The sequence below is a fragment of the Anaerostipes faecalis genome, assembly GCF_018982945.1.
Taxonomy (GTDB): domain Bacteria; phylum Bacillota; class Clostridia; order Lachnospirales; family Lachnospiraceae; genus Anaerostipes; species Anaerostipes faecalis.
The window spans coordinates 19,473-45,477 of record NZ_JABRXE010000008.1; the positions used below are offsets into that span (position 1 = coordinate 19,473).

22 protein-coding genes, 1 tRNA gene and 1 other RNA gene are annotated in these 26,005 nt (G+C 36.3%); 3 read left to right on the plus strand and 21 right to left on the minus strand.

Annotation, left to right across the window (positions count from 1 at the left end; all coding sequences use genetic code 11):
- Positions 1-4 precede the first annotated feature (4 nt).
- The 6 genes from KTB61_RS09425 to KTB61_RS09450 form a co-directional block, all read right to left on the minus strand.
- Complete coding sequence (locus KTB61_RS09425) at positions 5-277, minus strand: ACT domain-containing protein (protein WP_075758493.1); 273 nt, start codon at positions 275-277, stop codon at positions 5-7.
- Between the two features lie 21 nt (positions 278-298).
- Positions 299-1,078 (minus strand): MBL fold metallo-hydrolase, encoded by a 780-nt coding sequence (locus KTB61_RS09430; RefSeq protein WP_075758492.1) that lies wholly within the window; start codon positions 1,076-1,078, stop codon positions 299-301.
- 79 nt (positions 1,079-1,157) lie between these two features.
- On the minus strand, positions 1,158-1,790 hold the full coding sequence (gene coaE / locus KTB61_RS09435; RefSeq protein ID WP_075758491.1) for a dephospho-CoA kinase: 633 nt from the start codon (positions 1,788-1,790) through the stop codon (positions 1,158-1,160).
- 12 nt (positions 1,791-1,802) lie between these two features.
- Positions 1,803-4,436: a DNA polymerase I gene (gene polA, locus KTB61_RS09440; protein WP_216697373.1), complete on the minus strand. Its 2,634-nt coding sequence runs from the start codon at positions 4,434-4,436 to the stop codon at positions 1,803-1,805.
- 113 nt (positions 4,437-4,549) lie between these two features.
- Positions 4,550-4,987, minus strand: coding sequence for an RrF2 family transcriptional regulator (locus tag KTB61_RS09445; protein WP_075758489.1), 438 nt, complete (start codon positions 4,985-4,987; stop codon positions 4,550-4,552).
- A 15-nt stretch (positions 4,988-5,002) separates the two neighbouring features.
- Entirely contained in the window at positions 5,003-5,614 is a 612-nt protein-coding gene (locus KTB61_RS09450) for a DUF4362 domain-containing protein (RefSeq protein WP_158024862.1), read from the minus strand.
- Between the two features lie 109 nt (positions 5,615-5,723).
- Between KTB61_RS09450 and KTB61_RS09455 the strand changes: the two genes are divergently transcribed.
- Positions 5,724-6,335, plus strand: coding sequence for an NUDIX hydrolase (locus tag KTB61_RS09455; RefSeq protein WP_216697374.1), 612 nt, complete (start codon positions 5,724-5,726; stop codon positions 6,333-6,335).
- A gap of 141 nt (positions 6,336-6,476) precedes the next feature.
- On the opposite strand, the gene KTB61_RS09460 is transcribed toward KTB61_RS09455, so the two are convergent.
- Positions 6,477-7,025 (minus strand): prolyl-tRNA synthetase associated domain-containing protein, encoded by a 549-nt coding sequence (locus tag KTB61_RS09460; protein WP_075758486.1) that lies wholly within the window; start codon positions 7,023-7,025, stop codon positions 6,477-6,479.
- 130 nt (positions 7,026-7,155) lie between these two features.
- On the opposite strand from KTB61_RS09460, the gene KTB61_RS09465 reads away from it, so the two are divergent.
- Positions 7,156-7,239 (plus strand) — tRNA-Leu (locus KTB61_RS09465).
- Between the two features lie 167 nt (positions 7,240-7,406).
- Here the strand turns inward: KTB61_RS09465 and KTB61_RS09470 are convergent.
- The 6 genes from KTB61_RS09470 to gltB form a co-directional block, all read right to left on the minus strand.
- Positions 7,407-7,583, minus strand: coding sequence for a (2Fe-2S)-binding protein (locus KTB61_RS09470; protein ID WP_075758436.1), 177 nt, complete (start codon positions 7,581-7,583; stop codon positions 7,407-7,409).
- Positions 7,584-7,661: 78 nt separating this feature from the next.
- Positions 7,662-8,801, minus strand: a complete 1,140-nt coding sequence (locus tag KTB61_RS09475; RefSeq protein ID WP_075758435.1) for an AI-2E family transporter — start codon at positions 8,799-8,801, stop codon at positions 7,662-7,664.
- Positions 8,802-8,896: 95 nt separating this feature from the next.
- Positions 8,897-9,076: non-coding RNA, 6S RNA (gene ssrS / locus KTB61_RS09480), on the minus strand.
- Positions 9,077-9,136: 60 nt separating this feature from the next.
- Positions 9,137-9,727 (minus strand): DUF5662 family protein, encoded by a 591-nt coding sequence (locus tag KTB61_RS09485; protein WP_075758434.1) that lies wholly within the window; start codon positions 9,725-9,727, stop codon positions 9,137-9,139.
- Positions 9,728-9,883: 156 nt separating this feature from the next.
- Positions 9,884-11,368 (minus strand): glutamate synthase subunit beta, encoded by a 1,485-nt coding sequence (locus KTB61_RS09490; protein ID WP_075758433.1) that lies wholly within the window; start codon positions 11,366-11,368, stop codon positions 9,884-9,886.
- Positions 11,369-11,380: 12 nt separating this feature from the next.
- On the minus strand, positions 11,381-15,919 hold the full coding sequence (gltB, locus tag KTB61_RS09495; RefSeq protein ID WP_143249393.1) for a glutamate synthase large subunit: 4,539 nt from the start codon (positions 15,917-15,919) through the stop codon (positions 11,381-11,383).
- A 278-nt stretch (positions 15,920-16,197) separates the two neighbouring features.
- Here gltB and KTB61_RS09500 point away from each other — a divergent pair, with 278 nt between their 5' ends.
- Positions 16,198-17,565: an MATE family efflux transporter gene (locus KTB61_RS09500; protein WP_216697375.1), complete on the plus strand. Its 1,368-nt coding sequence runs from the start codon at positions 16,198-16,200 to the stop codon at positions 17,563-17,565.
- A gap of 311 nt (positions 17,566-17,876) precedes the next feature.
- Here KTB61_RS09500 and KTB61_RS09505 read toward each other — a convergent pair whose 3' ends face one another.
- From KTB61_RS09505 to rsmH, 8 genes are all read right to left on the minus strand, one after another.
- On the minus strand, positions 17,877-19,052 hold the full coding sequence (locus tag KTB61_RS09505; protein ID WP_216697376.1) for an iron-containing alcohol dehydrogenase: 1,176 nt from the start codon (positions 19,050-19,052) through the stop codon (positions 17,877-17,879).
- Positions 19,053-19,174: 122 nt separating this feature from the next.
- Positions 19,175-19,843 (minus strand): 7-cyano-7-deazaguanine synthase QueC, encoded by a 669-nt coding sequence (gene queC, locus KTB61_RS09510; protein WP_075758429.1) that lies wholly within the window; start codon positions 19,841-19,843, stop codon positions 19,175-19,177.
- Positions 19,844-19,921: 78 nt separating this feature from the next.
- Entirely contained in the window at positions 19,922-20,509 is a 588-nt protein-coding gene (gene folE / locus KTB61_RS09515; RefSeq protein WP_216697377.1) for a GTP cyclohydrolase I FolE, read from the minus strand.
- Positions 20,510-20,518: 9 nt separating this feature from the next.
- Complete coding sequence (gene queE / locus KTB61_RS09520) at positions 20,519-21,187, minus strand: putative 7-carboxy-7-deazaguanine synthase QueE (RefSeq protein WP_075758427.1); 669 nt, start codon at positions 21,185-21,187, stop codon at positions 20,519-20,521.
- On the minus strand, positions 21,187-21,609 hold the full coding sequence (queD, locus tag KTB61_RS09525; RefSeq protein WP_075758426.1) for a 6-carboxytetrahydropterin synthase QueD: 423 nt from the start codon (positions 21,607-21,609) through the stop codon (positions 21,187-21,189). Before queD ends, queE begins: the two co-directional genes overlap by 1 nt.
- A 292-nt stretch (positions 21,610-21,901) precedes the next feature.
- Positions 21,902-23,854, minus strand: coding sequence for a PTS fructose transporter subunit IIABC (locus tag KTB61_RS09530; RefSeq protein WP_216697378.1), 1,953 nt, complete (start codon positions 23,852-23,854; stop codon positions 21,902-21,904).
- A gap of 208 nt (positions 23,855-24,062) precedes the next feature.
- Positions 24,063-24,752: a cytochrome c biogenesis CcdA family protein gene (locus KTB61_RS09535; RefSeq protein WP_216697379.1), complete on the minus strand. Its 690-nt coding sequence runs from the start codon at positions 24,750-24,752 to the stop codon at positions 24,063-24,065.
- Between the two features lie 95 nt (positions 24,753-24,847).
- A complete protein-coding gene (gene rsmH, locus KTB61_RS09540) occupies positions 24,848-25,903 on the minus strand; it encodes a 16S rRNA (cytosine(1402)-N(4))-methyltransferase RsmH (RefSeq protein ID WP_216697380.1) in 1,056 nt (351 codons plus the stop codon).
- Between the last annotated feature and the right edge of the window lie 102 nt (positions 25,904-26,005).

Consider the following 26,005-nt stretch of genomic DNA (forward strand, 5'->3'; position numbering starts at 1 on the left):
CTCACTAAATTCTATGCATAATGTCAAAGATTTTTTCGTTCTGTGTCTGGATAACAACACCGATTTCTTCGCCGATCTGTTTCAATTCTTCAGACATCAAAGCTGTTTCCTTAGATGAATTCTGAGGATCAACAACCATCATCATATTAAAGAATCCTCCTGTAATTGTCTGTGAAATATCCAGGATATTTACATTATTATTTGCAAGATAATTACATACTTTTGCAATAATACCAACTCCGTCTTTTCCTACTACTGTAATAACTGTTTTTTCCATATTTTCCTCCTAAAATGTTGTTTACACACTGGTTACTGTTGAAACTGCATCACGTTTGGCAACTTCCAAAGGAAGTCCTTCCATATTATGTAATGATACTTTTACAGTTTCATAAGCCAGTTTTTCATAGTTATTTTCTTTACTTAAATGCCCCAGATAAACTTTCCGGGTATCTGATGTAGCTGTATCTTCAATCAGCTGAGCACACCGTTCATTTGATAAATGCCCGTGTCTTCCCAGAATTCTCCTTTTTAAATAGTAAGGATACCGTCCAACCTGAAGCATATTGACATCATGATTAGCTTCCACAAACAATATATCTGAACCATATATTTTCTCTACCAGATATTCATCATAATCTCCGAGGTCTGTTGCAATACTTGCTTTCACCCCATCGGAACAGAACGAATAACACACCGGATCTGCCGCATCATGCCAGACCCTGGATGCTTCCACTGTTATATCGCCAATCAAAAACGGCCTGTCTGCATCAATGGAATGAAACAAATCTTTTTCAACCTTCCCGAGATTCTTATATTCAAAGATTGCATCAATGGTTTTACTGGTCGCAAACACAGGAATACCATATCTTCGAGATATTACTCCCAGTCCTTTGATATGATCAGAATGTTCATGAGTAATCAAAATGCCATCAAAATCGGGAACCGTCAAATCCAGTTCCTTCAGTGCACTCTCTATTCTTTTAGCACTGATTCCACAATCTACCAGCAGTTTTGTTTTATCAGTCCCTACAAATATAGAGTTACCTTCACTACTGCTTGCAATACTTGTTAACTTCATTAAATCTACCTCAATGTTTCTTTAACAAATTTGTCTTAATCTACAGTATATCATAAGGGTATATGAGAATCTACTATTTTTATTTTTCGTACATCAGATGTGTTAAGAGACACTTAAATCCCATGGGTTCCCCTAAAATTTCCATAATTTGTCTTCTGGTATCTTCTATCTTCCCAGAATTATCAATTAAATGGGTTGCCTGTCTCTTGAATTCTTCTTCACTTTTCTGACTGCTGATCATCTGACGTATCTTTTCATCTGAATATCCTCTGGATTTCTTCAATCTTTCAAAGCGTATATTCTCTCTTGTAAAAATATACCACAGCTGCTGAAAAAGACTTTCGTATTCTGCCCCCACCAGCAATGCTGCTTCACACACAATAAATCCTTCCGGATTTTTCTTCTGGATATCTTCTATACGTTTAAGAATTTCCTTATCTACATTTTTATGGGTAATCTGATTAAGTTTTTGCAGTTTTTCCGGATTCTGAAAAACAATTTCTCCAAGAATTCCTCTGTCAATGGTTTTATCTTCTTTTAAAATTGTTTTTCCAAAATACTCTACGATTCCATTATAGCTTACAGCACCTGGTTCCATCAGTTCATGTGCTACCTGATCTGCAATGATAATATCCGCCTTGTAATCTTCTTTTAGGATATTAAGTACTTCACTTTTCCCAGATCCTACTCCTCCGGTAATTCCAATAATCATTTTCTTCAACTCCTATTTCGCATCATACCAGTTTTCTCCAGTATTCATATCCACAACTAAAGGTACTTTAAGACTGGCTGCATTTACCATTTCTTCTGTTAAAATCTGTTTCACTTCATCCAATTCATCTAAATGTGCTTCTATCAGTAATTCATCGTGAATCTGCAAAATCAGTCTGGATTTCATCTGCTTCTCCTTTAATTTCATATTCACACGAATCATTGCTATCTTTATGATATCTGCTGCCGTTCCCTGGATTGGAGAATTCATTGCAACACGTTCTCCAAAATTCCTCTGCATAAAATTACTGGACTTAAGCTCTGGAATCGGACGTATCCGATGGAACATAGTTGTCACATATCCATCGTTCTTTCCTTTTTCCACTTCACCATCTAGAAATTCTTTTACTTTCGGATATGTCTCAAAATATTTATCTATATATTCCTGTGCCTGTTTTCTGGTAATTTTTAAATCCTGACTTAATCCGAAAGCACTTAACCCATATATAATTCCAAAGTTTACTGCCTTTGCATCTCTTCGCTGTCCTCCGGAAACCTGATCCATTGGAACACCAAAAACCTCTGATGCCGTTTTTGCATGGATATCCTGATTTTCTTCATATGCATGAATCAGATTTTCATCCTTTGATAAATGAGCCAGTACACGCAGTTCAATCTGAGAATAATCCGCATCAAGGAAAATATATCCTTCTTCCGGAAGAAAAACTTTTCGTATTTTTCTTCCAAGATCCATGCGGACCGGTATATTCTGAAGATTCGGTTCTGTACTGCTGATACGACCTGTAGCCGTAATAGTCTGATTAAATTTACCATGAATTCTTTCATCTTCTCCAATATAATTAGCGAGTCCATCTGCATAGGTTGATTTTAACTTAGTCAGCTGACGATACTCCAGAATCATAGGAACAATCGGATAAAGATGTTCTATTTTTTCTAAAACATCCACACTGGTGGAATAACCTGTTTTTGTTTTTTTACCACCCTCCAGCTTCATATGTTCAAACAAAACAACTCCCAGCTGTTTTGGTGAATTGATATTAAATTCTTCTCCTGCTTCCTTATATATAGATGTCTGCAGCTGATCAATTCTGCCAACCAGCTGATCACCATACTCTTTCAAAGCTGTCCGGTTCACATGTATTCCTCTGACTTCCATATCATGCAATGCAAAAATAGTAGGAATTTCAATCTGAGAATATAAATCGGCCATATCTTTGTCTTTCAGCTGATTTATGAGAATTTCAACAGCTTCTCCTGATACATAAGCTTCATATCCTAAAATCTTTATGCCTTCCTGGGTAAGCTCCCCATTTTTTACCATCGGTGTTTTTTTATCCAAAAGCTCTTTCCTTGAAGGCAGCATCAATCCCAGATAATCTCTGGAAATATCATCATATTCATAAGTGCTTTTTAAAGGATTTAAAAGGTAAGCGGCCAATGACACGTCAAAAATACTTTCTGTTTTCTCATGGATTTTTAAAAATGACAAATACTTCTTCACTTCCATCATTGCCACTTTTTCTACATTTTCATAGAGCATGCTGATTTTGTCGAAAAGAAAATCTTTTGTTATAAAACCTTCTGCCGGAATCAATGCTATTTTCCCTTTATCATAGCAAATGGACACCCACATATTTTCTTCTTCTGCGTATATTGCAATTCCAATATTCTTTTGTTTTACTGTCAGCTCAAATAATTCTTCTGTTTCTGCAAGATCCGTTATGATTTCTGTTTCCAGTTTGAATTCTTCCTGACTTTCCCCGTCAAATCGCTTAAGAATAGATTTGAACTCCAGCTGTTTTAACAGCTGATATGCTTCTTTTGTATAAATATCCTGAATTTCTGTTTCTTCTATAGTTATATCTACAGGACTATCCAGTTTAATCGTAGCAAGTTCCTTGCTTAAAACTCCCTGTTCATAATATTCCTGAAGATTATTTTTCGCACGGTTTGGTTTCACTTCTTCTATATGCTCATAAGCATTTTCGATGCTTTTAAACTCTTTTATGAGTTTTGTGGCTGTTTTTTCACCAATTCCAGGAATTCCAGGAATATTGTCTGAAGCATCCCCCATCAAAGCTTTTAGATCAATAAATTCTTTTGGTGTCACTTCATATTTATCCAGCACATCTTTTGCAAAATAATCTTCCACGATGGTTCCTGAACGGTTTGTTTTAGGAATTCTTATCTGAACTTTTTCTGTAGCAAGCTGAAGCAAGTCTCTGTCTCCTGAAATAATCCGTACATCAAATCCCTGTTCTTCCCCCAAAACAGACATGGTCCCCAGCAGATCATCCGCCTCAAAACCTTCTTTCATCATCATTGGAATATCCATTGCCTTTAGTACTTCTTTTATAACCGGAACCTGCTCAGCAAGTTCATCAGGCATTCCTTTTCTTGTTCCTTTATAGTCATCAAACATTTTATGACGAAAAGTGGGTGCCTTTAAATCAAATGCAACAGCCAGATGTGTAGGATGTTCTTCTTCTAAAAATTTGAACATGATATTTAAAAAACCTAAAATTGCATTGGTATGAAGTCCCTGGCTGTTTGTCATTTCAGGAAGTCCATAAAATGCTCTGTTTAAAATACTGTTTCCGTCAATTAATAATAATTTATTTTCCATACCGGAGATCTCCTTTTCGATTCTTCTGAAACATTGTAACACAAAGAAATCCTATATGCACGGGATTTCATTCCATAACATATAGGATTCCAAAAACAAACTGTATTTTTACATTAAATCACAAAATCATTTTCACCCTTCAATTTTGCATGATCCACAAGTTCCTGTAAAGTAATATTATTTAAATATTCATATACCACTTTACCAAGTCCTTCCCAGATTTCAATAGTTGGACAATCACGGTAACGTTCACACTGGTTCACAGGATCATCTAAGCAGGCAACTGGCTGAAGACTTCCTTCAGTAATCTTGAGAATCTCATATATTGTGTAATCTTCTGGTTTTCTTGCCAGCTGATATCCTCCATAAGGTCCGCGAAGGCTCTTCAAATATCCACAAATTCCCAGTTGACGCACTATCTGTTCCAGATATTTCACTGAAATATTCTGCCTTTTTGACACGTCTTTTAAAGCAATCCAATCACCAGTATGGTGAATGGCCAAATCATACATTAATCGAACAGCATATCTTCCTTTTGTGGATATCTTCATAATTTCACTCCCTGTCTATTTTAATTCTTCGGCATTTACTTCAAGTATTTCTACTATTTTGCTATCATCATCTGATTGTTGAACATCCTTATATGACAGTTTATTTTCCGTTGTCAGAACTGCCACATAACTATCATTTTCCTCAAAACGTTTCATCGTATTATATACATGATGACTATATCTCTGATCTCCAAATTGGTCTCTTGAGGTATCCTCGACGTAATAATACTTTCCATCTTTGTATGCAATATAATTTAAAATAGGATCTCCTTCAACAGTAAATTGACTGATAAGAACTGCACCTTCTTTTTTCTTTTTAATCTTATTGCAGAAAGACTTCCATAGTTTCGCACTTTCCCCTTTCATCTGCCGGTTTTCTACAACAATAAAACCACTATCCAGAGCCTCTTTTGCACTTAGATCATCCGGGTACTGTTTGAGTGCACTTTCAATCTCCTTAAAATTTGTTTTTACAACGATTAGTATTTTTTCATCAGAGTCTGAATTTTTAGTCTGCTCAATGGTGTCTTTGTTAGCTTTGATAAAATTTGCTGCAAGAACGATACTAACCACAAGAGCCGCTACTGTAATCAGCCATGTTGGTATCTGCCATTTTGCTTTTTTCATAACACAACTCCTTTTTCCTACATTTCCTCTCTGATATTTTACTTGTTTTTCCATCTATTGTCAATTATCTTCAAATCATTTAAAATAGAACCTACAGGAGGTTATCACTATGAGTAAAGTTAATAAAATCACACCACTTACCAATGTAAAATATTTGAATTTATATGAATTAGAGGCTGAGAACAAATTTGGAAAAACTCATCCATATTATGTGGCAAGCCGTAAAGATTCCCAACATATGATGGCTGCCACTAAAAAAGCAGATCCCGACGGATGTATTATTTACAGTGTTTTTGGTGAGAACCATGACAAAGTCATTATGATACGTCAGTTCCGTTTCCCTCTGAATTCTTATGTTTATGAATTTCCTGCCGGTCTGATCGATCCAGGTGAATCTGCCAGAGAAACCGCCATACGTGAGATGATGGAAGAGACTGGTCTTTCCTTTACTCCAGTTGAATGTAAAAACTTTTTAAATCGACCTCATTTTTCTTCTGCCGGAATGACAGACGAAACAAACTGTACTGTTTACGGATATGCATCCGGAAAACCTAATCTTGATCATTTAGAACCAAACGAAGACTTATCCGTTCATCTCGTTGATAAAAAAGAAGCGAAAAGAATTTTAAAAGAAGAAAACCTATCTGTTAAAGCATATTATCTTTTACTTCACTTTTTACATAGCAATCCGGAACATCCTTTTGAATTTTTAAACATTTAAAACAAAAAACGCTCCGCGCGTATGTACATGATGTGCAATGGAAAACAGTGAAAGCTATGGCACATCGGCACGCAAAGCGGAGCGAATCTCTCATGATTTTGGTATATAGGGAGTTTGTAGCAGACTTATCCGCTTTGTTCTTTACTTCACCGGCATAGGTAAATCTACAACTATTGGTTCATGATGTACTGCTGGAAGAAATTTTTCTAAAATATCCCTTGTCTTTATTTTTAAACTTGATGTACTTACACACGGATGACATCCTATATATTCGCTATCAAGTACTGTCTGATCTATCAGAAGCTGCACCTGATTATTTTTATCATTCATCAGTCCCATTATAGATACTGCTCCAGGTTTGATATGAAGAAATTCTTCCATATGCTCCGAATCTGCAAAGGATAATCTGGCACTATCAATCTGTTTGGATAACTCTTTGGTTTTAAAAGGTTTTTCTCCAGGCATCATCAAAAGATAAAATTTTGTTTTCTGACGATTACAAAGAAATAAATTTTTACAAATAATAGTATCTAAAATCTTATCAATTTCATTGCAAGCTTCCATTGTATTGGCTTCTTCATGATCGGTTCTCTCAAATTTTATATTCAGTTCATCCAGCAGATCATAGACTTTCACTTCCCGTTCCAGTCTACCATCTGTATTTTCAGGTCTTCCCTTATGTAATTCCATAGCTGTTCTCCTTATCCTGATATTTTTTCTTCTATTATAAATGTAATGATAAAAAAATCAAGAAAAACCAAAAAGTTATTGACAGGTTCACCCATTAATGATATTATAATTGAGGTCAAAAATTACATAAGCCGATGTGTCGGAACTGGCAGACGAGACAGACTCAAAATCTGTTGCTCCTGTGGGCGTGTGGGTTCGAGTCCCACCATCGGCATTTGTCAGTTATGGTGAAATGTCCATTCTATATGGATATTTCACTTTTTTCTTTCTTAAAAGAGTGATTACCTTTGATTACCATTTCCTCAAAAACATTCCGAAAAGATACACAAAGTGTATAAAAAGAAACAGCAGGGTCATACATTTATATGCCCTGCAAACTTATTATCCTTTTAATTCAATTAACAGATCTTCAATCTGATCTATACAGGCGCCACATACACTTCCTGCACCTGTTATATCTTTAATTGCATCAACTGTTGTTGCACCTTCTTCATAAGCATCCATAATCTGCCCTGCTGTTACATCCAGACAAGGACAAATCATCTGTTCTCTGTCCATAATCAATACCTCCTAATAACTATAATTTAGAGCCCTATTACAGGACTTCATAAGCTATTATAGGCTTTTTGTGATTTTCTATACATTTTTTATGATATTTTCCAATCCTCTCTTTCGAATCTGTTTATTTACAAACTGAGCAAGCAGCTGATAAAGCACTGAACAGATTGGAATACTGAAAATCATTCCAACAACTCCAGAAATATTTCCTCCAACTGTAACTGCAACCAGTACCCAGATTGCCGGTAATCCCACAGAATTGCCAACCACATGAGGATAGATCAGATTACCTTCAATCTCCTGTATAACCACAAATACCACAATAAAAATAATTGCCTGTTTCCAGTCTACCATTAGAATCAGAAATACACCTACCCAGCAGCCTATAAAACCTCCAACAATTGGTATCAAAGATGTAACTCCAATAAACACTGCAATCAAAATTGCATACGGTATTCCAAAAAGCTGCATACTGATAAATATCAGCATTCCTAAAATAACAGCCTCCATGCATTGTCCTGACAGGAAATTGGAAAACGTCTGAACTGATAATCTTCCAACTTTAATCATGTTTTCTACAATTCTCACTGGAAGAATCGCAAATAGCAGTTTTTTTATCTGATTTGCCAGAATTTCTTTCTTAAGCAGTGCATTCAAAGCAAATACCAGACCTAAAGCAAAACTTATCACCGCCTGTACTGCACCGGAAATAACGCTAACTGTAGAATTAAGAAGACCGGTTGCCCAGGTCTGCAGATAATTCATCAGCTCTCCACTAACCTTATTCCAATCAATTTCCATCTGTTCAATATATTTATGTATGGCAGGATTATTCTTTGTCATTTGATTAAGCACATCCTGTATCTGTCTGGCAAATCCCGGAATACTGTTTGATAGTTTATATAAAGTATCCACAAGTTCCGGAATGATCAGTCCAAGAACGAGCAAAATTACCCCTATAATACATGCAATGGCGCTGACGATACTTAATGCTCTTTTCCCTTTCTTCACTTTTGAAAAAACTTTTCTTTCAAAAAAACTCATAGGAACATTTATAATAAATGCCAGACAGCTTCCTAGAATAAAAGGAAACGCAACAGAAGATACATAAGATATCCCCTTAATCATTAGCTGTATATTACTCAACCCCAAATATAAAACGATACCAAATGCCACCACAAGAAAAGGGGTTTTATCATTTTCTTTAAAAAATTTCATCTTTTAAATTCTCCTTTTGTAAAAGATAGAAAACATCAAAGGAGACAGTATCCTGTCTCCTCTGTTATCTTATGCATATTATTATTTTATCTTTTGTAATACCCGGGAATGCCGGTCTCGCAATTTTGACGCCTAGCTAAGCTAGGTGGGTCATCTCAACAAACCTTCTGCCGTCCCTTACAAAAAGAGGGCATGACATCCAGTTCATTATACGATGTCCCGTGACAAGTAAATGTAGGTTCAAAATAGCAAGTTATCGCACACCCCAGGCTTTTAACTTTACATTAATTATACTTTAAGTATGTTTATTTTGCAAGACACCCATACATGAAATTCTATCCAATATGAATTGTACTTGTTTTCTGAAATGGTGATATCCTGTCATAACCACTAATATCATCTCTCAAATCTCTTTTTAAATATTGAAAGGTTTCATCTTCACCTTTCTTGGCATACATAGTCAGAAGCATAGTCAGATAATCCCTGGATGCATCATTCATAATCGTTGCTCCTATTCCATGATTAAAATATTCCAACGGACTTTCTTTTGTAAATTTATTTCCATTGTATATCTTCCCGGCACTTACTCTGTCTACAAACATTTCTGCCATGTATTTTTTGGGAATCTTCATTCCCACAAGTCCTTGATGATGTACATCAAGACTATAATCAATCCAATACTCAAAATGATGTTTATTTCTTCCTTTGTGATGAAGCCATGCCATAGATACACCATTTTTCAGACGCTCACCATTGTTAGGGCTCTGCGTTCCTTTATAATAAAGAATTCCAGGAATAAATTCAGCCGGAGAATACTTTGACATATCATGCATCAATCCCTGCCGATATAATCCCAGCCGGAAGCATCCCTTTGCCACAAGTATTTTATGCCGTGTAATCGTTTTAAAATGTCCAAGAATATTCATAACATCCAACTCCTACTGCAAATACAAATTTCTTCCATATTACTATAGCAAAAACCCCGATTAAAGAAAAGTACATTTTTTAAAACAGCATCTCCAAACATTCCCATTTGAAGATGCTGTTCACTATTATGATTGGTAATTCAAGCCCGGCAAAGATTATAAATTTGTATAACCCATCAGCTGATAATCTACTTCTCTGGCAACATCTCTTCCTTCACGAATTGCCCATACAACCAGAGACTGTCCACGATGCATATCACCTGCTACAAATACATTTTTTACACTTGTGGCAAAACTATTCTGCTCTGTTTCCACATTGGTTCTTGCATTTACCTTTACTCCAAAGGCATCTGTAACATACTTTTCACTTCCTAAGAATCCTGCTGCAATTAATACTAAATCTGCAGGTATCTCTTTTTCTGAACCTTCTACAGGAACCATTGCCATTCTTCCTGTTTTTTCGTCCTTTTTACTTTCCAATGAAACAAGTACAGCTTTACATACTTCGCCTTTTTTATTCATCTTAAATTCTTTTACTGTTGTCTGATAAATTCTTGGGTCATGTCCAAAAACTGCTATAGCTTCTTCCTGACCATAATCTGTCTTACAGATTCTAGGCCATTCTGGCCATGGATTGTCTTCTGTACGCTGATCCGGAAGTTTTGGCATCATTTCCAGCTGTGTAACACTTTTAGCACCATGACGGATGGATGTTCCCACACAGTCATTTCCAGTATCTCCACCACCGATAACAATAACATTTTTTCCTTTTGCAGAAATATATTTATTATCTTTCAGTTCAGAATCAAGAAGACTTTTTGTAGTTGCCTTTAAGAAATCTACTGCAAAATAAATTCCCTTTGCTTCACGTCCAGGTACTTCAATATTTCTTGGATTAGAAGAACCACAGGCAAGTACAATCGCATCATACTCTTTCTTTAACTGTTCTGGTTTGATGTCTTTTCCAACATTTGTATTGGCAACGAAATGAATTCCTTCTTCTTCCATGATTTTCAATTTACGTTCTACAATATGTTTTTCCAGTTTCATATTTGGAATACCATACATTAACAATCCGCCAAAGCGATCAGAACGTTCATATACAGTCACTTCATGCCCGCGTTTATTTAAAGAATTTGCTGCTGATAAACCTGCCGGTCCAGAACCTATCACTGCAACTTTCTTTCCTGTACGGAATTTTGGAGGCATTGCTTTTGCAAGACCATTGGCATATCCATATTCAACAATACTTAACTCATTTTGTTTTGAGCAGACCGGATCTCCATCCAGTCCACAGGTACATGCATTTTCACAAAGAGCCGGACAAACACGTCCTGTAAATTCAGGAAATGGATTAGTCTTTTTCAATCTGCGATAGGCCTGCTTCCAGTTTCCTGTACAAATCAGGTCGTTCCATTCCGGAACAAGATTGTTTAACGGACATCCTGAAGCCATTCCGTTTAACACCTGTCCGGACTGGCAGAATGGCACTCCACAGTCCATACATCTAGCTCCCTGTTTCTGCTGTTCCTCTTTTGGAAGAGGAACATGAAATTCATTATAATGTTTGATTCTTTCTTTTGGAGATTCAGCCTGGGCATCTTCTCTCACATAATCTAAAAATCCAGTTGGTTTTCCCATAATTTCCTCCTCCTAATTCTGTCCATTGGCATTCATGTAAAACGCTTCAATCTGTGCCTGTTCACTACTTAATCCACGTTCTTCCATCTGCACGATCAGATTCTGCATCTTCTTGTAATCATTTGGCATAATCTTTTTGAATTTTGGCAAATATTTTCCAAGATTCTTGAGAATTTCCTTACCTTTTTCAGAATTTGTATATGCCACATGTTCTTTCAGCATTTCTTTTACTTCCATAACATCATATTTAGAGGTAACCGGTTCAATTGAAACCATTTCTTTATTCAGATTCATATATAACTTGCTTTCTTCATCCAGAACATATGCAACTCCACCACTCATACCTGCAGCAAAGTTTTTACCGGTTGGTCCGAGAACCAGCACACGTCCTCCAGTCATATATTCACATCCATGATCACCAACACCTTCTACAACAGCTGTTGCTCCAGAGTTACGTACACAGAAACGTTCACCTGCAATACCGTTAATATATGCTTTACCACTTGTTGCTCCATATAATGCAACGTTACCTACGATAATATTTTCTTCGGCTTTAAATTTCACTCCTTTTGGTGGACAAAGCACTAATTTACCACCGGATAAACCTTTTCCAAAATAGTCGTTACTGTCTCCCACCAGCTGTAAAGTCAGTCCTTTCGGGATAAATGCTCCAAAACTCTGTCCGCCGGCACCATTACATTTTACTGTATATGTATCGTCTTCCAGTGTCTGTTCTCCCCATTTTCTTGTAATCTCAGCTCCAAACATTGTTCCAAATGTACGATCAATGTTTGTTACATCAATTTCAATACTCTTCTTCTGCTTTTTATCCAGTGCAGTCTTTAACTGTTTCATCAGAACTTTTTCATCTGCTGTCTGTTCCAGTTTAAAGTCATAAACTTTCTTATGATTGTAATCCATCTTTTCTGCATTTACAAAAGTTGGATCTAAGATACGTGATAAATCCACATGTTTTTCCTCGGCTACATGATTTGGTCTTAACAAATCTGTACGCCCTACCAGTTCATCCACTGTGGCAACACCTAATTTTGCCATATATTCTCTTAATTCCTGAGCAATAAATCTCATGAAATTCATTACATATTCCGGTTTACCTTTAAAACGTTTTCTTAATTCCGGATTCTGTGTCGCAACACCAACAGGACATGTATCCAGATTACAAACACGCATCATAACACAACCAAGTGTTACAAGTGGCGCTGTTGCAAATCCAAATTCTTCTGCACCAAGCATTGCTGCAATGGCAACATCACGTCCGCTCATCAGTTTTCCATCTGTTTCTACGATAACTTTGTTACGTAAATCATTCATCATAAGATTCTGATGTGCCTCTGCCAAACCAAGTTCCCAAGGAAGCCCTGCATTATAGATAGAATTTCTAGGTGCTGCTCCAGTACCACCATCATATCCGGAAATCAGGATAACCTGTGCTCCTGCTTTTGCAACACCAGAAGCAACAGTACCAACTCCTGCTTCAGATACCAGTTTGACAGAAATTCTTGCATCTTTATTTGCATTCTTACAGTCATAGATCAATTGTGCCAAATCCTCGATTGAATAAATGTCATGATGAGGTGGTGGTGAAATCAATCCTACACCAGCTGTTGAATGACGTGTTTTTGCAATCCAAGGGTAAACTTTCTTTCCTGGAAGATGACCACCTTCTCCAGGTTTAGCTCCCTGAGCCATTTTAATCTGAATTTCTTTTGCACTTACCAGATATTCACTGGTTACACCAAATCGTCCAGATGCAATCTGTTTGATTGCAGAACAGCGATTCAAACCATCTCTTCCAATTGTTAAACGTTCCGGTCTTTCTCCACCTTCACCACTATTAGATTTACCACCCAGTTTATTCATAGCAATGGCAAGGGTTTCATGAGCTTCTCCGGAAATAGATCCATAAGACATAGCTCCCGTTTTAAAACGTTTTACAATGGAATCAACACTTTCAACTTTTTCAATCGGAATTCCTTTTTTAGGATAATTAAATTCCATTAATCCTCTTAAATTTCCAGGTTCTAATTCCTGATCGATCATATGTGTATATTCTTTAAACAACTCATAATTTCCAGTTCTTGTTGCAGTTTGTAATGTATGAATTGTTCTTGGATTATACAGATGCTGTTCTTTTCCACTTCTATATTTATGACTTCCTGCACTTTCAAGAGTCATATCATTTTCCAGTCCAAGAGGATCAAATGCCGATGCATGTCGTGCATCCACATCTTCTTCAAGATCTTTTAATGAAATTCCTTCCACACGACTGACAGTATTTGTAAAATATTTATTTACCACATCAGAGTTAATACCAATAGCTTCAAAAATCTGAGATCCCTGATAAGACTGAATTGTTGAAATACCCATCTTAGATGCAATCTTAACAATTCCATGAAGTATGGCATTTGTATAATCATTTACTGCTGCATAATAATCTTTGTGAAGCAATTCATCATCAATCAGCTTCTGAATACTCTGCAGTGCAAGATATGGATTCACGGCACATGCACCATATCCAAGAAGTGTAGCAAAATGATGTACTTCTCTTGGTTCACCACTTTCCAGAATCAATGCAACAGAAGTACGTTTTTTCGTTCTGATCAGATGCTGATGCATTGCTGAAACAGCCAGTAATGATGGAATTGCCACATGGTTTTCATCCACACCACGGTCAGATAAAATAATAATATTGGCACCATCACGATAAGCTCTGTCCACTTCTACAAAAAGACGATCCAGTGCTTTTTCAAGTGATGTATTTTTATAATATATAATAGGAAGTTCTACAACCTTAAATCCTTCTTTTTTCATGTTCTTGATTTTTAACAAATCTGTATCTGTAAGGATTGGATTATGAACTTTTAATACTCGACAGTTTTCCGGTTTTTCATCAAGAATGTTTCCTTCTTTACCAACATAAATCGTGGTGGATGTTACAAGTTCCTCACGAATTGCATCAATAGGCGGATTTGTAACCTGTGCAAACAACTGTTTAAAATAATTAAACAACGGCTGATGTTTTTTAGATAATACTGCCAATGGTGTATCTGTACCCATTGCAGCAATAGCTTCTGTTCCATTTAACGCCATTGGCTGAATAGTTGTTTTGATTTCTTCATAAGTATATCCAAATGCTTTCATCATTTTTTCTCGTTCTTCTTTTCCATAAGAAGGAACTGGCTCATTTGGAATCTTTAAGTCTTTTAATTCTAACAGATTGCTGTCCAGCCATTCACCATAAGGTTCTTTCTTTGCATATTTTTCTTTTACTACATCGTCTGCAATTACTTTTCCCTGGATAGTATCTACCAGAAGCATCTTTCCAGGACGAAGTCTTTCTTTTACTACAATTTTTGTCGGATCAATATCTAAAACACCAATTTCAGAAGAAAGGATCAACTGATCATCATCTGTAATATAGTATCTTGATGGACGTAATCCATTACGATCCAGAACGGCACCAACCTGATCCCCATCTGTGAACAAAATAGATGCAGGTCCATCCCACGGTTCCATCATAGTTGCATAATACTGATAAAAGTCTTTCTTTTCCTGTGTTATAACTTTATTATTTTCCCATGGCTCTGGAATTGTAATCATAACTGCATGAGGAAGGTCCATACCACTCATTACCAGAAATTCCAATGTATTGTCCAGTCTCGCTGAATCTGATCCGTTTGGATTTACTACAGGAATCAGTTTATGCATCTCATTTTTAAGATATTCAGATTCCATATTTTCTTCACGGGCAAGCATCTTATCAGCATTTCCACGGATGGTATTAATTTCACCATTATGAACAATAAAACGATATGGATGCGCTTTTTCCCAGCTTGGTGTTGTATTTGTACTAAATCTGGAATGAACAAGTGCAATAGCAGATTCATAGGATACATCCTGTAAATCTTTAAAGAATGTACGAAGCTGTCCAACCAGAAACATACCTTTATATACTATGGTACGGCTTGATAAAGAGACAACATATGATTCTTCATTACTCTGTTCAAATACCTTTCGTGCTATATATAACTTACGATCAAAAGCAAGTCCTTTTTCCACATCTGCAGGTTTCTTTACAAATCCCTGCAGAATCTTAGGCATACATTCCAGTGCCTTTTTACCAAGAACTCCTGGATCTGTAGGAACCTCTCTCCATCCCAGGAATGTCATTCCTTCTTTCTCAACTATGATTTCAAACATCTTTTTAGCCTGACGAAGTCTTAATTCATCATTAGGAAAAAAGAACATACCAATTCCGTATTCTCTCTCATCTCCAATGTCAATCTGGGCTTCTTTACAGGCTTTTGTAAAAAATTTATGTGAAATCTGAAGCATGATACCTACACCATCTCCAGTTTCTCCCGCTGCATCTTTACCAGCTCTATGTTCTAATGTTTCAACGATCTTCAGGGCATTATCAACTGTCTGATGATTTTTTACACCTTTGATGTTTACACATGCACCAATACCACAGTTGTCATGCTCGAAGCTTGGATCATATAATCCTGGCATCTGTTTATCCTGATTCATCATCTTCCTTCATCCTTTCGTCAAATTCTTTCCTTTATGTTGTTTTTTATAATACATAAATAATCTTCTCTTGTAAAGAGGAAATTTTCTTAAGTTATCTGATTATTAGATTATTTAATTATATAAATATTGTTTTCAGATAATGTTTTGAATTTTCTCTTATTTTCTCAAGAACAAGACATTTTATTGCAAAATTTTTTTCTGTTAGTTGTGTCGAATCTTGTTTTATATTATACTTATTTACAGCCTATTAATAGAAAGTTGAGGATATAATTGAAATGTTACAAGAAAAGAAAAACAATCCTTTGGGCACTGAGAAAATCAGTACTTTATTGCTTAGATTTGCTATTCCTAGTATTATCGCTATGCTGGTCAGTGCATTATACAATATGGTAGATCAGTTCTTCATAGGACGAAGCGTAGGAATGCTTGGAAATGCTGCTACAAACGTAGCTTTTCCTCTGGTCATGACCTGTACCGCTATTGCTTTGATGTGTGGAATTGGCGGTGCGGCTAATTTTAATTTATCCATGGGAAGGGGAGAAAAAGATAAAGCTGCAGGATTCGCAAGAAATGCTATTACTATGCTATTTACTTTAGGCATTCTTTTATGCATAATCACAAAAATATTTCTTAAACCAATGATGCTTTTATTTGGCGCTACAACCGATGTCTTAAATTATTCTTTAATATATACCAGTATTACATCTTTTGGGTTTCCTTTTTTAATATTGACCACAGGTGGAACAAATCTTGTAAGAGCTGATGGCAGTCCCAGATTTTCTATGATCTGCACTATTACAGGAGCTATTATTAATACTGTTTTAGATCCATTATTTATATTTGTTTTTCATATGGGAATATCCGGTGCCGCATGGGCAACGGTTATTGGACAGGTTATTTCAGGACTTATGGTTCTTGGTTATCTAAGGCAGTTTCATACAGTTTCCCTTACAAAAGATACCCTTATTCCAAAACCTGAAAATTGTAAAAAAATCATCACTTTAGGAATGGCACCCTGCTTTAACCAGCTGGCAATGATGATCGTCCAGATTGTAATGAACAATGTTCTTATTTTATATGGTGCTTCTTCTGTTTATGGAAGTGATATACCTCTTGCATGTGCCGGAATCATCATGAAAGTGAATATGATCTTCTTTTCTGTCAATATCGGTATTTCCCAAGGACTCCAGCCGATTATCAGCTTCAACTATGGTGCTAAGAAATATCATAGAGTGAAAGAGGCTTATTTAAAAGCCATTGTTTCCGCCACAACAATCAGTACAATCGCTTTTTTGTGTTTTCAGATGTTTCCAAGAGAAATCATCGGGTTTTTCGGTTCAGAAAGTGAAGCTTATTATCAATTTGCAGAAAAGTTTTTCCGTATTTTCCTGTTTTGTACTTTCATTAACGGAATTCAGCCGATTACTTCCAATTTCTTCACTGCAATCGGGAAAGCAAATCGAGGTATTTTCATTTCTCTGACCAGGCAGATAATCTTCCTTCTTCCACTTTTAATTATTCTGCCGATTTTCTTGGGAATTGACGGCATTATGTTCTCTGCACCGATTGCAGATGCCATTGCTGCAGTCTTTGCAATCACATTTGCCTTACATGAACTTAGAAGCTATCCCATTTATATGTAAGAAGAAAGCGGACAAGTCCGCTATCAACTCCCTGTATCCCTCAATCATGAGGGACTTGCTCCTCTTTGCGTGCCGATATGTGCAGCAGTTTTAACTGCTTTCCTTTGTACATCGTGCACATCCGCGCGGAGCGTTTTTTGTTACATAGGAAATTCAAAGTAATTTCCTATGTAATAAAAAATAAATCCTCCTTAAGTAAATTCGGTTATATACCTTATCTACTTAAGGAGAATTTATATCAGATGTGAAATAAATTCCGCACCAAGACTCATGAGCGAATTTTAAATTAAAATATATCTATCCGCTTTTTATTAAAACGTTACATCTTTTCCATAGTAAATACATTCCAGGATCTTTTCCATATCTTCTACAGAAGTTTCTCTTGGGTTTGAACCTGTACATGCATCGCCCACAGCTCTTTCCGCAATCATATGCTTCTTCTCAAGGAATTCATCTTCCTTAACTCCAAAATCTTTCAGATTGGAAACAATATTCAAATCTGCTCTTAATTCTTTCACTGCCTTGATCAGTGATAATGTAAGTGCTTTATCTGTCATTCCCGGCAGTCCTAATTTTTTTGCAATCATCGCAAAACGGTCTGAACACACTTTTGCATTATACTGGATAACATATGGAAGATAAATGGCATTTGCACATCCATGAGGAATATGTCCTGTATCAAACACAGCTCCTGTTTTATGCGCAAGAGAATGTACGATTCCCAGCAGAGCATTGGAGAATGCCATACCTGCAAGACACTGTGCAATATGCATGTTTCCTCTTGCTTCCATATCTCCCTCATAAGAAGCTTTCAGATTATCAAAAATCATTTCTATAGCCTGAATAGCCAGAGGATCTGAAAATGGAGAATGTAATCCTGCCACATAGGCTTCGATTGCATGTGTCAATGCATCCATTCCTGTATGAGCTGTCAATGTCTGTGGCATTGTTTCAGCTAATGCCGGATCTACAATTGCAATATCCGGTGTAATTTCAAAATCAGCTAATGGATATTTGATTCCTGTACTATAATCTGTAATAACAGAAAATGCTGTAACTTCAGTTGCGGTACCTGATGTTGATGGAATTGCAATAAATTTTGCCTTATTTCTTAATTCTGGTATAGTAAATGGATCCTTAATATCATCAAAGGTTGTTTCCGGATGTTCATAAAATACCCACATTGCTTTTGCTGCATCAATTGGAGAACCTCCACCCATTGCAATAATCAGATCAGGCTCAAATTCTTTCATGACTTCGGCACCTTTCATTACGGTTTCCACAGACGGATCCGGTTCTATGCCTTCAATAAGCTTTGTTTCAATTCCAGCTTCTTTTAAATAATCAATAACCTGATCAACAAATCCAAAACGTTTCATGGATCCACCGCCCAGACAGAGAACTGCCTTTTTACCTTTTAATGTTTTCAGTGTCTCCAGTGAACCTTCACCAAAATACAAATCTCTTGGTAATGTAAATCTTCCCATAACAACATCTCCTTTTTTATTGGATAATAACTCATCCTTCTTATTGCTACAGGTTCATTATATATTTATGTTAAAATATTATCAATATTCTTCGTGATTTTTTACAAAAATTTTATATTTTTCTAATCATTTTTTGTTCTGATTTTCAAATATTCATCTAAACCTTTTTTTCTCAGTTTACAGGATGGACATTCACCGCATCCATCTCCCATAACACCATTATAACAGGTAAGCGTTTCATTTCTGATAATATCAAAAACCCCAAGCTTATCAGCCATTTCCCAGGTTTCCTTTTTATCGATCCACATCATCGGAGTTATAATCTCAAACTCATAATCCATAGCCAGAGTAAGAGTCGTCTCCAAAGAAGAAATAAACACATGACGACAATCTGGATATCCACTGAAATCACTTTGTGAAACCCCTGTCACCAGAACGTGAATATCTCTTTGTTTTGCGAATACTGCAGCAAAAGTTAAAAATAGCATATTTCTTCCATCTACAAATGTATTTGGAGTACCTTTTTCCGGTGCATCGTGATCCACCTCCATATCCATTCTTGTCAAAGAATTTGGAGCCAGCTGATTTAATAGTTCCATATTAAGAATATGATGTTCAATTTCATACTTATTACATATATCTTTTGCACATTCAAGCTCCAGAGAATGTCTCTGTCCATAATCAAATGACAAAGCGATTACTTCATCATATTTCTTTTTTGCCCAGAATAAACAGGTCGTACTGTCTTGTCCTCCGCTAAAGACTACCACTGCTTTCGTAGGTTTACTCATGATTCTTTTCCTCCAGTCTCAAAAATTTTGAAAAAACTCAATCAGGAAGATTAAACTGCCACCTTCCCTATAGCTATTTTATTTCCCTGCCTGCATCATAAAATGCCATTTCAATGTATCATCTTTTTCAAATGCCCCTCTTAACGTAGTCGTAACAGTTTTCGCATTGTTCTTTCTGATTCCTCTTGCACTCATACAGCTATGACATCCTTCAATATAAACTGCCACATCTTCACATTCTGCCACTTCCATAATAATTTCAGCGATATCACTTCCAATTCTTTCCTGAAGCTGCAGGCGCTTTCCAACCATGTCACAAATTCTGGCAATTTTACTTAATCCTAAAACTTTTTGATTAGGTAAATATGCCACTGCCACTTTCATATCATACATCAATGCCATATGATGCTCACAGTAGCTGAAAATATCTATATCCTTTACAATGACCATATCACGATGATCTTTTACTGTCAGATCATCTTCAAAGGTTTTTGAAAACATCTGTGCCACTTGATGATTAGAATAATTCATACCTTCAAACACTTCTTCATACATTTTTGCCACACGTTCTGGTGTTTCCACAAGTCCTTCTCTCTCTGGATCATCTCCCAAAGCAATTAAAATTCCTTTGATATGCTCTTTGATTGCTTCTCTGTCAATTGCCATAACATCCTCCTACACTCCGGTTTTTTCCGGATCCCAGACTACTTTATGTATCTGGATTTGAAATCTAACTTTATTTAAGTGCTCTTCTTTCATAAATTCTACTATTTCCACTGGTTCTATTTGCCCAAATACCGGGCTAAAATAGACAATTGCTTTTTCACAAAGAGAAAATCTTTCAATTATCTCCTTTGCCCGCTCCAGATCTTCTCTGCTTCCTATTACAAATTTTACCACATCCCATGGCTTTAAATATTCCATATTTTCCAGACACATAGACTCTTCCATAAAACTGGATGGAAGTTTATAATCCATAGTCATGGAAAGTCGGGCATCCCTTTCTTTATAAAAACGAATAGGCATGCTTCCATTGGTTTCAATTTCCAGTTCCACCTGGGGAATCATTAATATACTTCCAATCAATTCTCCAATATTGTCATTCATCAAAGGTTCTCCACCAGTCAAAGTTACCAGTTGAACACCCGATTCTACAATTCTATCTGTAATCTGCTTTGACGTCATCCATTCAAAAGGTGCTTTTCTTTCATTAGCCCACTTTGTATCACAATAGGAGCAATCAAGATTACATCCTTTCAATCGTATGAACATGGCAAGGCGACCGGCTTTTTTCCCTTCTCCATTAATACTTATAAAGGTTTCTACTACCTGATATTCTTCCATTACCCTTCTCCATATCCCGCCATATTATTTGGTGTTTCATATACATTAACAAATGATACCTGATATCCTTGTGCCTTCATCCTGTCAAAGAAATATTTAGCAAAATTTTCAGCCGTAGGACGAAACTCTACCGTGATAATTTTAAATTTCTCTTCCAGCAAAGCTTCCATGGTTTTTGATTTTAATGTATTTTTCTCAACGATCAGACAGTGATCAAACTCATCTGCCAGCATTTTTACATCTTGTTTTAACTTGCCAAAATCTACAATCATCCCTCGAATCTGCCCATTCTCCTCAAGCTTTTCACTTTCCACCGTCACTTCCAGTTTCCATCGATGCCCATGGAGATTACTGCATTTTCCATCATAACCAGCGAGAAAATGAGCCGAGTCAAAAGACGCATGTGTTGTTAATCGGTACATATAATTCCCTTTCTGTTTTATTTTTCTAATGTATATTCGCGCGGAGCGTTTTTGTTTCGTTAGGAAAGACTTTTACACTTTGGTGTAGCAAGGTCTTTCCTAATAAAATAAAAAAGATACAGATAAACGCACCTGTATCCTGAAAAATCAAATTCTTTCAAGTCCTAGTTTTATTTATAGACAGGATGGTACGAATGAACTGTCTTATTCACCTAATCCTACTAAGTATAGCATCCTTTTAGCAAAATAGCAAACAGAGATTGCGATTTTCATCGCAATCTCTACTTAATTTTTATTTATTTAACGATTTTTTAGTCACTGACATAATCAGCATTCCAACCACTGCTCCTACAAGAACAGCTACTATATACATTAATGGATTTGTGATAACTCCAATTACAAAGATTCCACCATGAGGAGCTGGAAGTCCGCATCCAAATGCCATAGATAATGCTCCTGCTATTGCTGAACCAATAATACATGGAGGAAGAATATGGATAGGATCTCCTGCTGCAAACGGAATTGCTCCTTCTGTAATAAAAGATAATCCCATAACATAATTTACAACACCTGATTTTCTTTCACTTTCTGTAAAGCGATTTTTAAAGAAAGTTGTACAAAGTGCAATTGCAAGTGGTGGAACCATACCACCGGCCATTACTGCTGCCATAATTGCGTATTGTTCTGGTCCTGCATCTGCTACTGTTAACTGTGCTGTACCAAAAACATAAGCAGCTTTATTGAAAGGTCCGCCCATGTCAACAGACATCATTCCACCAAGGACAGCACCTAATAAAATAGAACTTGTTCCACTCATGGAAGACAGGAAATTATTAAGTCCTGTATTAATTGCACCCATCACAGGATTGATTGCAATCATAACAACGCCCATAATCAAAATACCGCAAACCGGATACAATAAAATTGGTTTTAATCCCTCTAATGCACTTGGAAGCTTATCAAAGATTTTTCTTAATGCAACCATAATATATCCACCAAGGAAACCTGCAAGCAGCGCACCGACAAAACCAGATGAAACTGCTGTAGCAGAATCATAAGACATAATATTAGCAAATGTATATCCGCCATTAGCAAGAGCTCCACCGACAAATCCAACGGCAAGTCCCGGACGATCTGCAATACTCATTGAAATAAAACCGGCAAGAATTGGAAGCATAAATCCAAAAGCCTGTTCACCAATGGTCTTTAATGTTGCCGCAAGCGGAGTATTCTTTCCAAAGTTTGCAGGGTTGATTTCCTGATTATCAAATAAAAATGCAAGGGCAATCAGAATACCACCACCGATAACAAATGGGAGCATATGTGATACACCGTTCATCAAATGTTTGTAAATCTGACGTCCGACACTTTCACCTTCTGTATTTTCTTCTTCCTGTGCCCCACCTGCGTGATGATATGTAGGAGCTTTTTTATCTAAGATTGTCTGAATCAGCTCTTCAGGCTTATTGATTCCGTCTGCAACTTTTGTCTGAAGTACCTGTTTTCCATCAAAACGAGCCATTTCAACATTTTTATCTGCTGCAACAATAATTCCATCACAATTTGCGATTTCTTCTTTTGTAAGAATATTTTTTGCTCCTCCTGAACCATTGGTTTCAGCCTTCAGCGCAATTCCCATTTCTTTTGCTTTATTTTCCAGTGATTCTGCTGCCATAAATGTATGAGCAATTCCTGTTGGACATGCAGTTACAGCCAGTACCTGATATCCCTCTTTTTTATCTTCCTTTTTTTCTTCTTTTACTTCTTCTTTCTCTTCTTCAGGAAATCTTTCGCTTTCCTTTTCATCAATTAACTTCAAATACTCTTCTTTTGATGAAGCCTTTAACAGACTATCTTTAAAAGACGGATCCATCAGCATTGTTGATAATCTTGACAATGCCTCTAAATGAACATCACTTCCTTCTGCCGGTGCTGCAATCATAAAAAACACATCAGATGGTTCTCCATCCATTGCTTCATAATCAACACCTTCCGGAACAGTCATAGAAGCAAGTCCTGCTGTTTTAACTGCTGCATTTTTGGCATGAGGAATTGCAATTCCTCCTCCGATACCTGTAGTTCCACCTGCTTCTCTGGCAAGAATTCCCTTTTTGTATTCTTCTCTGTCAGAAATATTCCCGCCTTTCATCATCAGATCAACTAAGTGATCAATAGCTTCTTCTTTACTATTAACTTTTACACCTAAGTCAATAGTTACATCCTGCAGTAACTCAGTAATTCTCATAAAAATCCTCTTTTTTCAAATTACAATCAAAATCAGTCATTTATTGTTCAAATTTATGAGTGAATTTTACTGTTTTAATTGATTATAACATGATTTCAGTCAAAGTCAATCATTTTATCCATTTCTAAACAAATTTAACATTTTGAAAAAAAAGATGATTTTTTTAATTCTATTTTCATTTTTTGTCATTAAAAAATTACTTTTTAACTTAATCTCCCAGCAGCATATATATTCCGATTGCAAGCATAAACAATCCAAGAACAAATTTGAAAAGTTTTGAAGCAATATCTGTACTTCCATCTTCCAATCGATTGGCAAAACCTACAGAAGTTCCTGCTGCAACAATAATCATTCCATGTCCTACAGAATAACAGAACAGCAAAACTGCACCAAGAAAATAATTTCCACTTTGTGTCGCAATTGTCAAAAGCATAAGAATGACCGGTGCTGCGCAATGGGAAGAAAAAATTCCTCCAATCATTCCAATAAAGAACGCTCCAACCAAGCCTTGTTTTCCATTTCCCGCAAGTCCATGAACATGAGGAATCAAATGAATCACATCCCACATCTGCAGTGCCATCAAAATCATTAATACTCCCAGCAGAATATGAAGAATTTCAGAATGACCTACCACATGCCCTACAATAGATGCAATAAATCCAAGGCAAATAAAAGTGAATGCTGAGCCTGCAGCAAAAGTCAATGACAGTAATAGTGCTCTTTTGGTATCTTTAATCTCATCTCCATCAGCCGTCACATAACCGGTTACCAACGGAATATTAGACATTGCACAAGGAGTCAACGATGTAAAGATTCCTGCAATTAATGCAAAAAGAGGTCCAATCCATAAATTCCCCTGTATCATATCAATAATATTTTTCACAAATGTTTCTAACATAATCAAATCCACCTTTTACAAATTTTAGGTTCCAGTAGATTATTTTACTCATTTTCAAAAAAATATGCAACAAAAACTTCATATATCTCCATTTACTAATCATAATTTCTGATAGCCCATCTCATTTTTGTAGAACGAGCTCTTCCGTTTTTTATACATTCTTCTTTCGACGGACGGATTACATCCTTTGCAATTTCCTGATATATTCCCGCTTTTTTCCCTTCTTTAAATGCGTATTTGACCAAACGGTCCTCACCAGAGTGAAATGTTAAAACTGCAACACGTCCACCTGGTTTTAACGCACCTGGAAGTTTTTCCAAAAATTCTTCCAATACTTCAAATTCACTATTTACATCTATTCGCAATGCCTGGAATGTCCTCTGGCAGGATTTTCTAACAGCCTGTTTTCGCTCATTTTCAGGAATGAAGGAAAGTGCCTGCCAAATAACATCATGCAGCTGTGTTGTTGTTTTGATTTTCTTTCCTTTTCTGATCTCCTGAACCACTTTTTTTGCAATTTGTTTTGCATATGGTTCATCTGCATTTTCTATTAGCATTCCTTCTAATTCGTCTTTTGTAATATCTTCCAGACGTTCTGCCGCTGATATTCCTTTTTCGGGATTTAACCTCAAATCCAATGGTCCTTCATATTTATAGGAAAATCCTCTCTCCGGATTATCAATTTGCATGGACGAAACACCTAGATCCGCCAAAATAAAATCAAATGGGCCAACATCTTCGGCAACCTGATCAATATTAGCAAAATTGGTTCGTCGAATAGTTAAAATATCTTCCCCAAATCCTGCATCTTTTAATCGTTTTTCAGTTTTTACCGATTCGATAGGATCAACATCCAATGCATAAATATGTCCTTTTCCTTTTAAGCATTCCAGCATCTTTCTTGTATGCCCTCCATATCCTAAAGTAGCATCTAAACCTACCTGTCCTGGCTGAATATCAAAAAACTCCAGTATTTCTTTCACACAAATGGAAATATGCATTCCTGCCGGTGTACCGCCTTTTCGAATCACCTTCTCAACTGTATCCTGGTATTTTTCAGGATTTAATTCTTTATATTTTTCTTTAAACTTTCGTGGATGTGTCCCTTTATAACGAACACGACGTTTATGTTTCTTTTCCTGATTTTCCATAATATCCTCTTTTCTATATTTTTTTAATATTTTTCTGCATTTACTGTCTTTTTTAGTCATATAGATAATATGTAATATATTTCCCTCTACTGTCAATATATT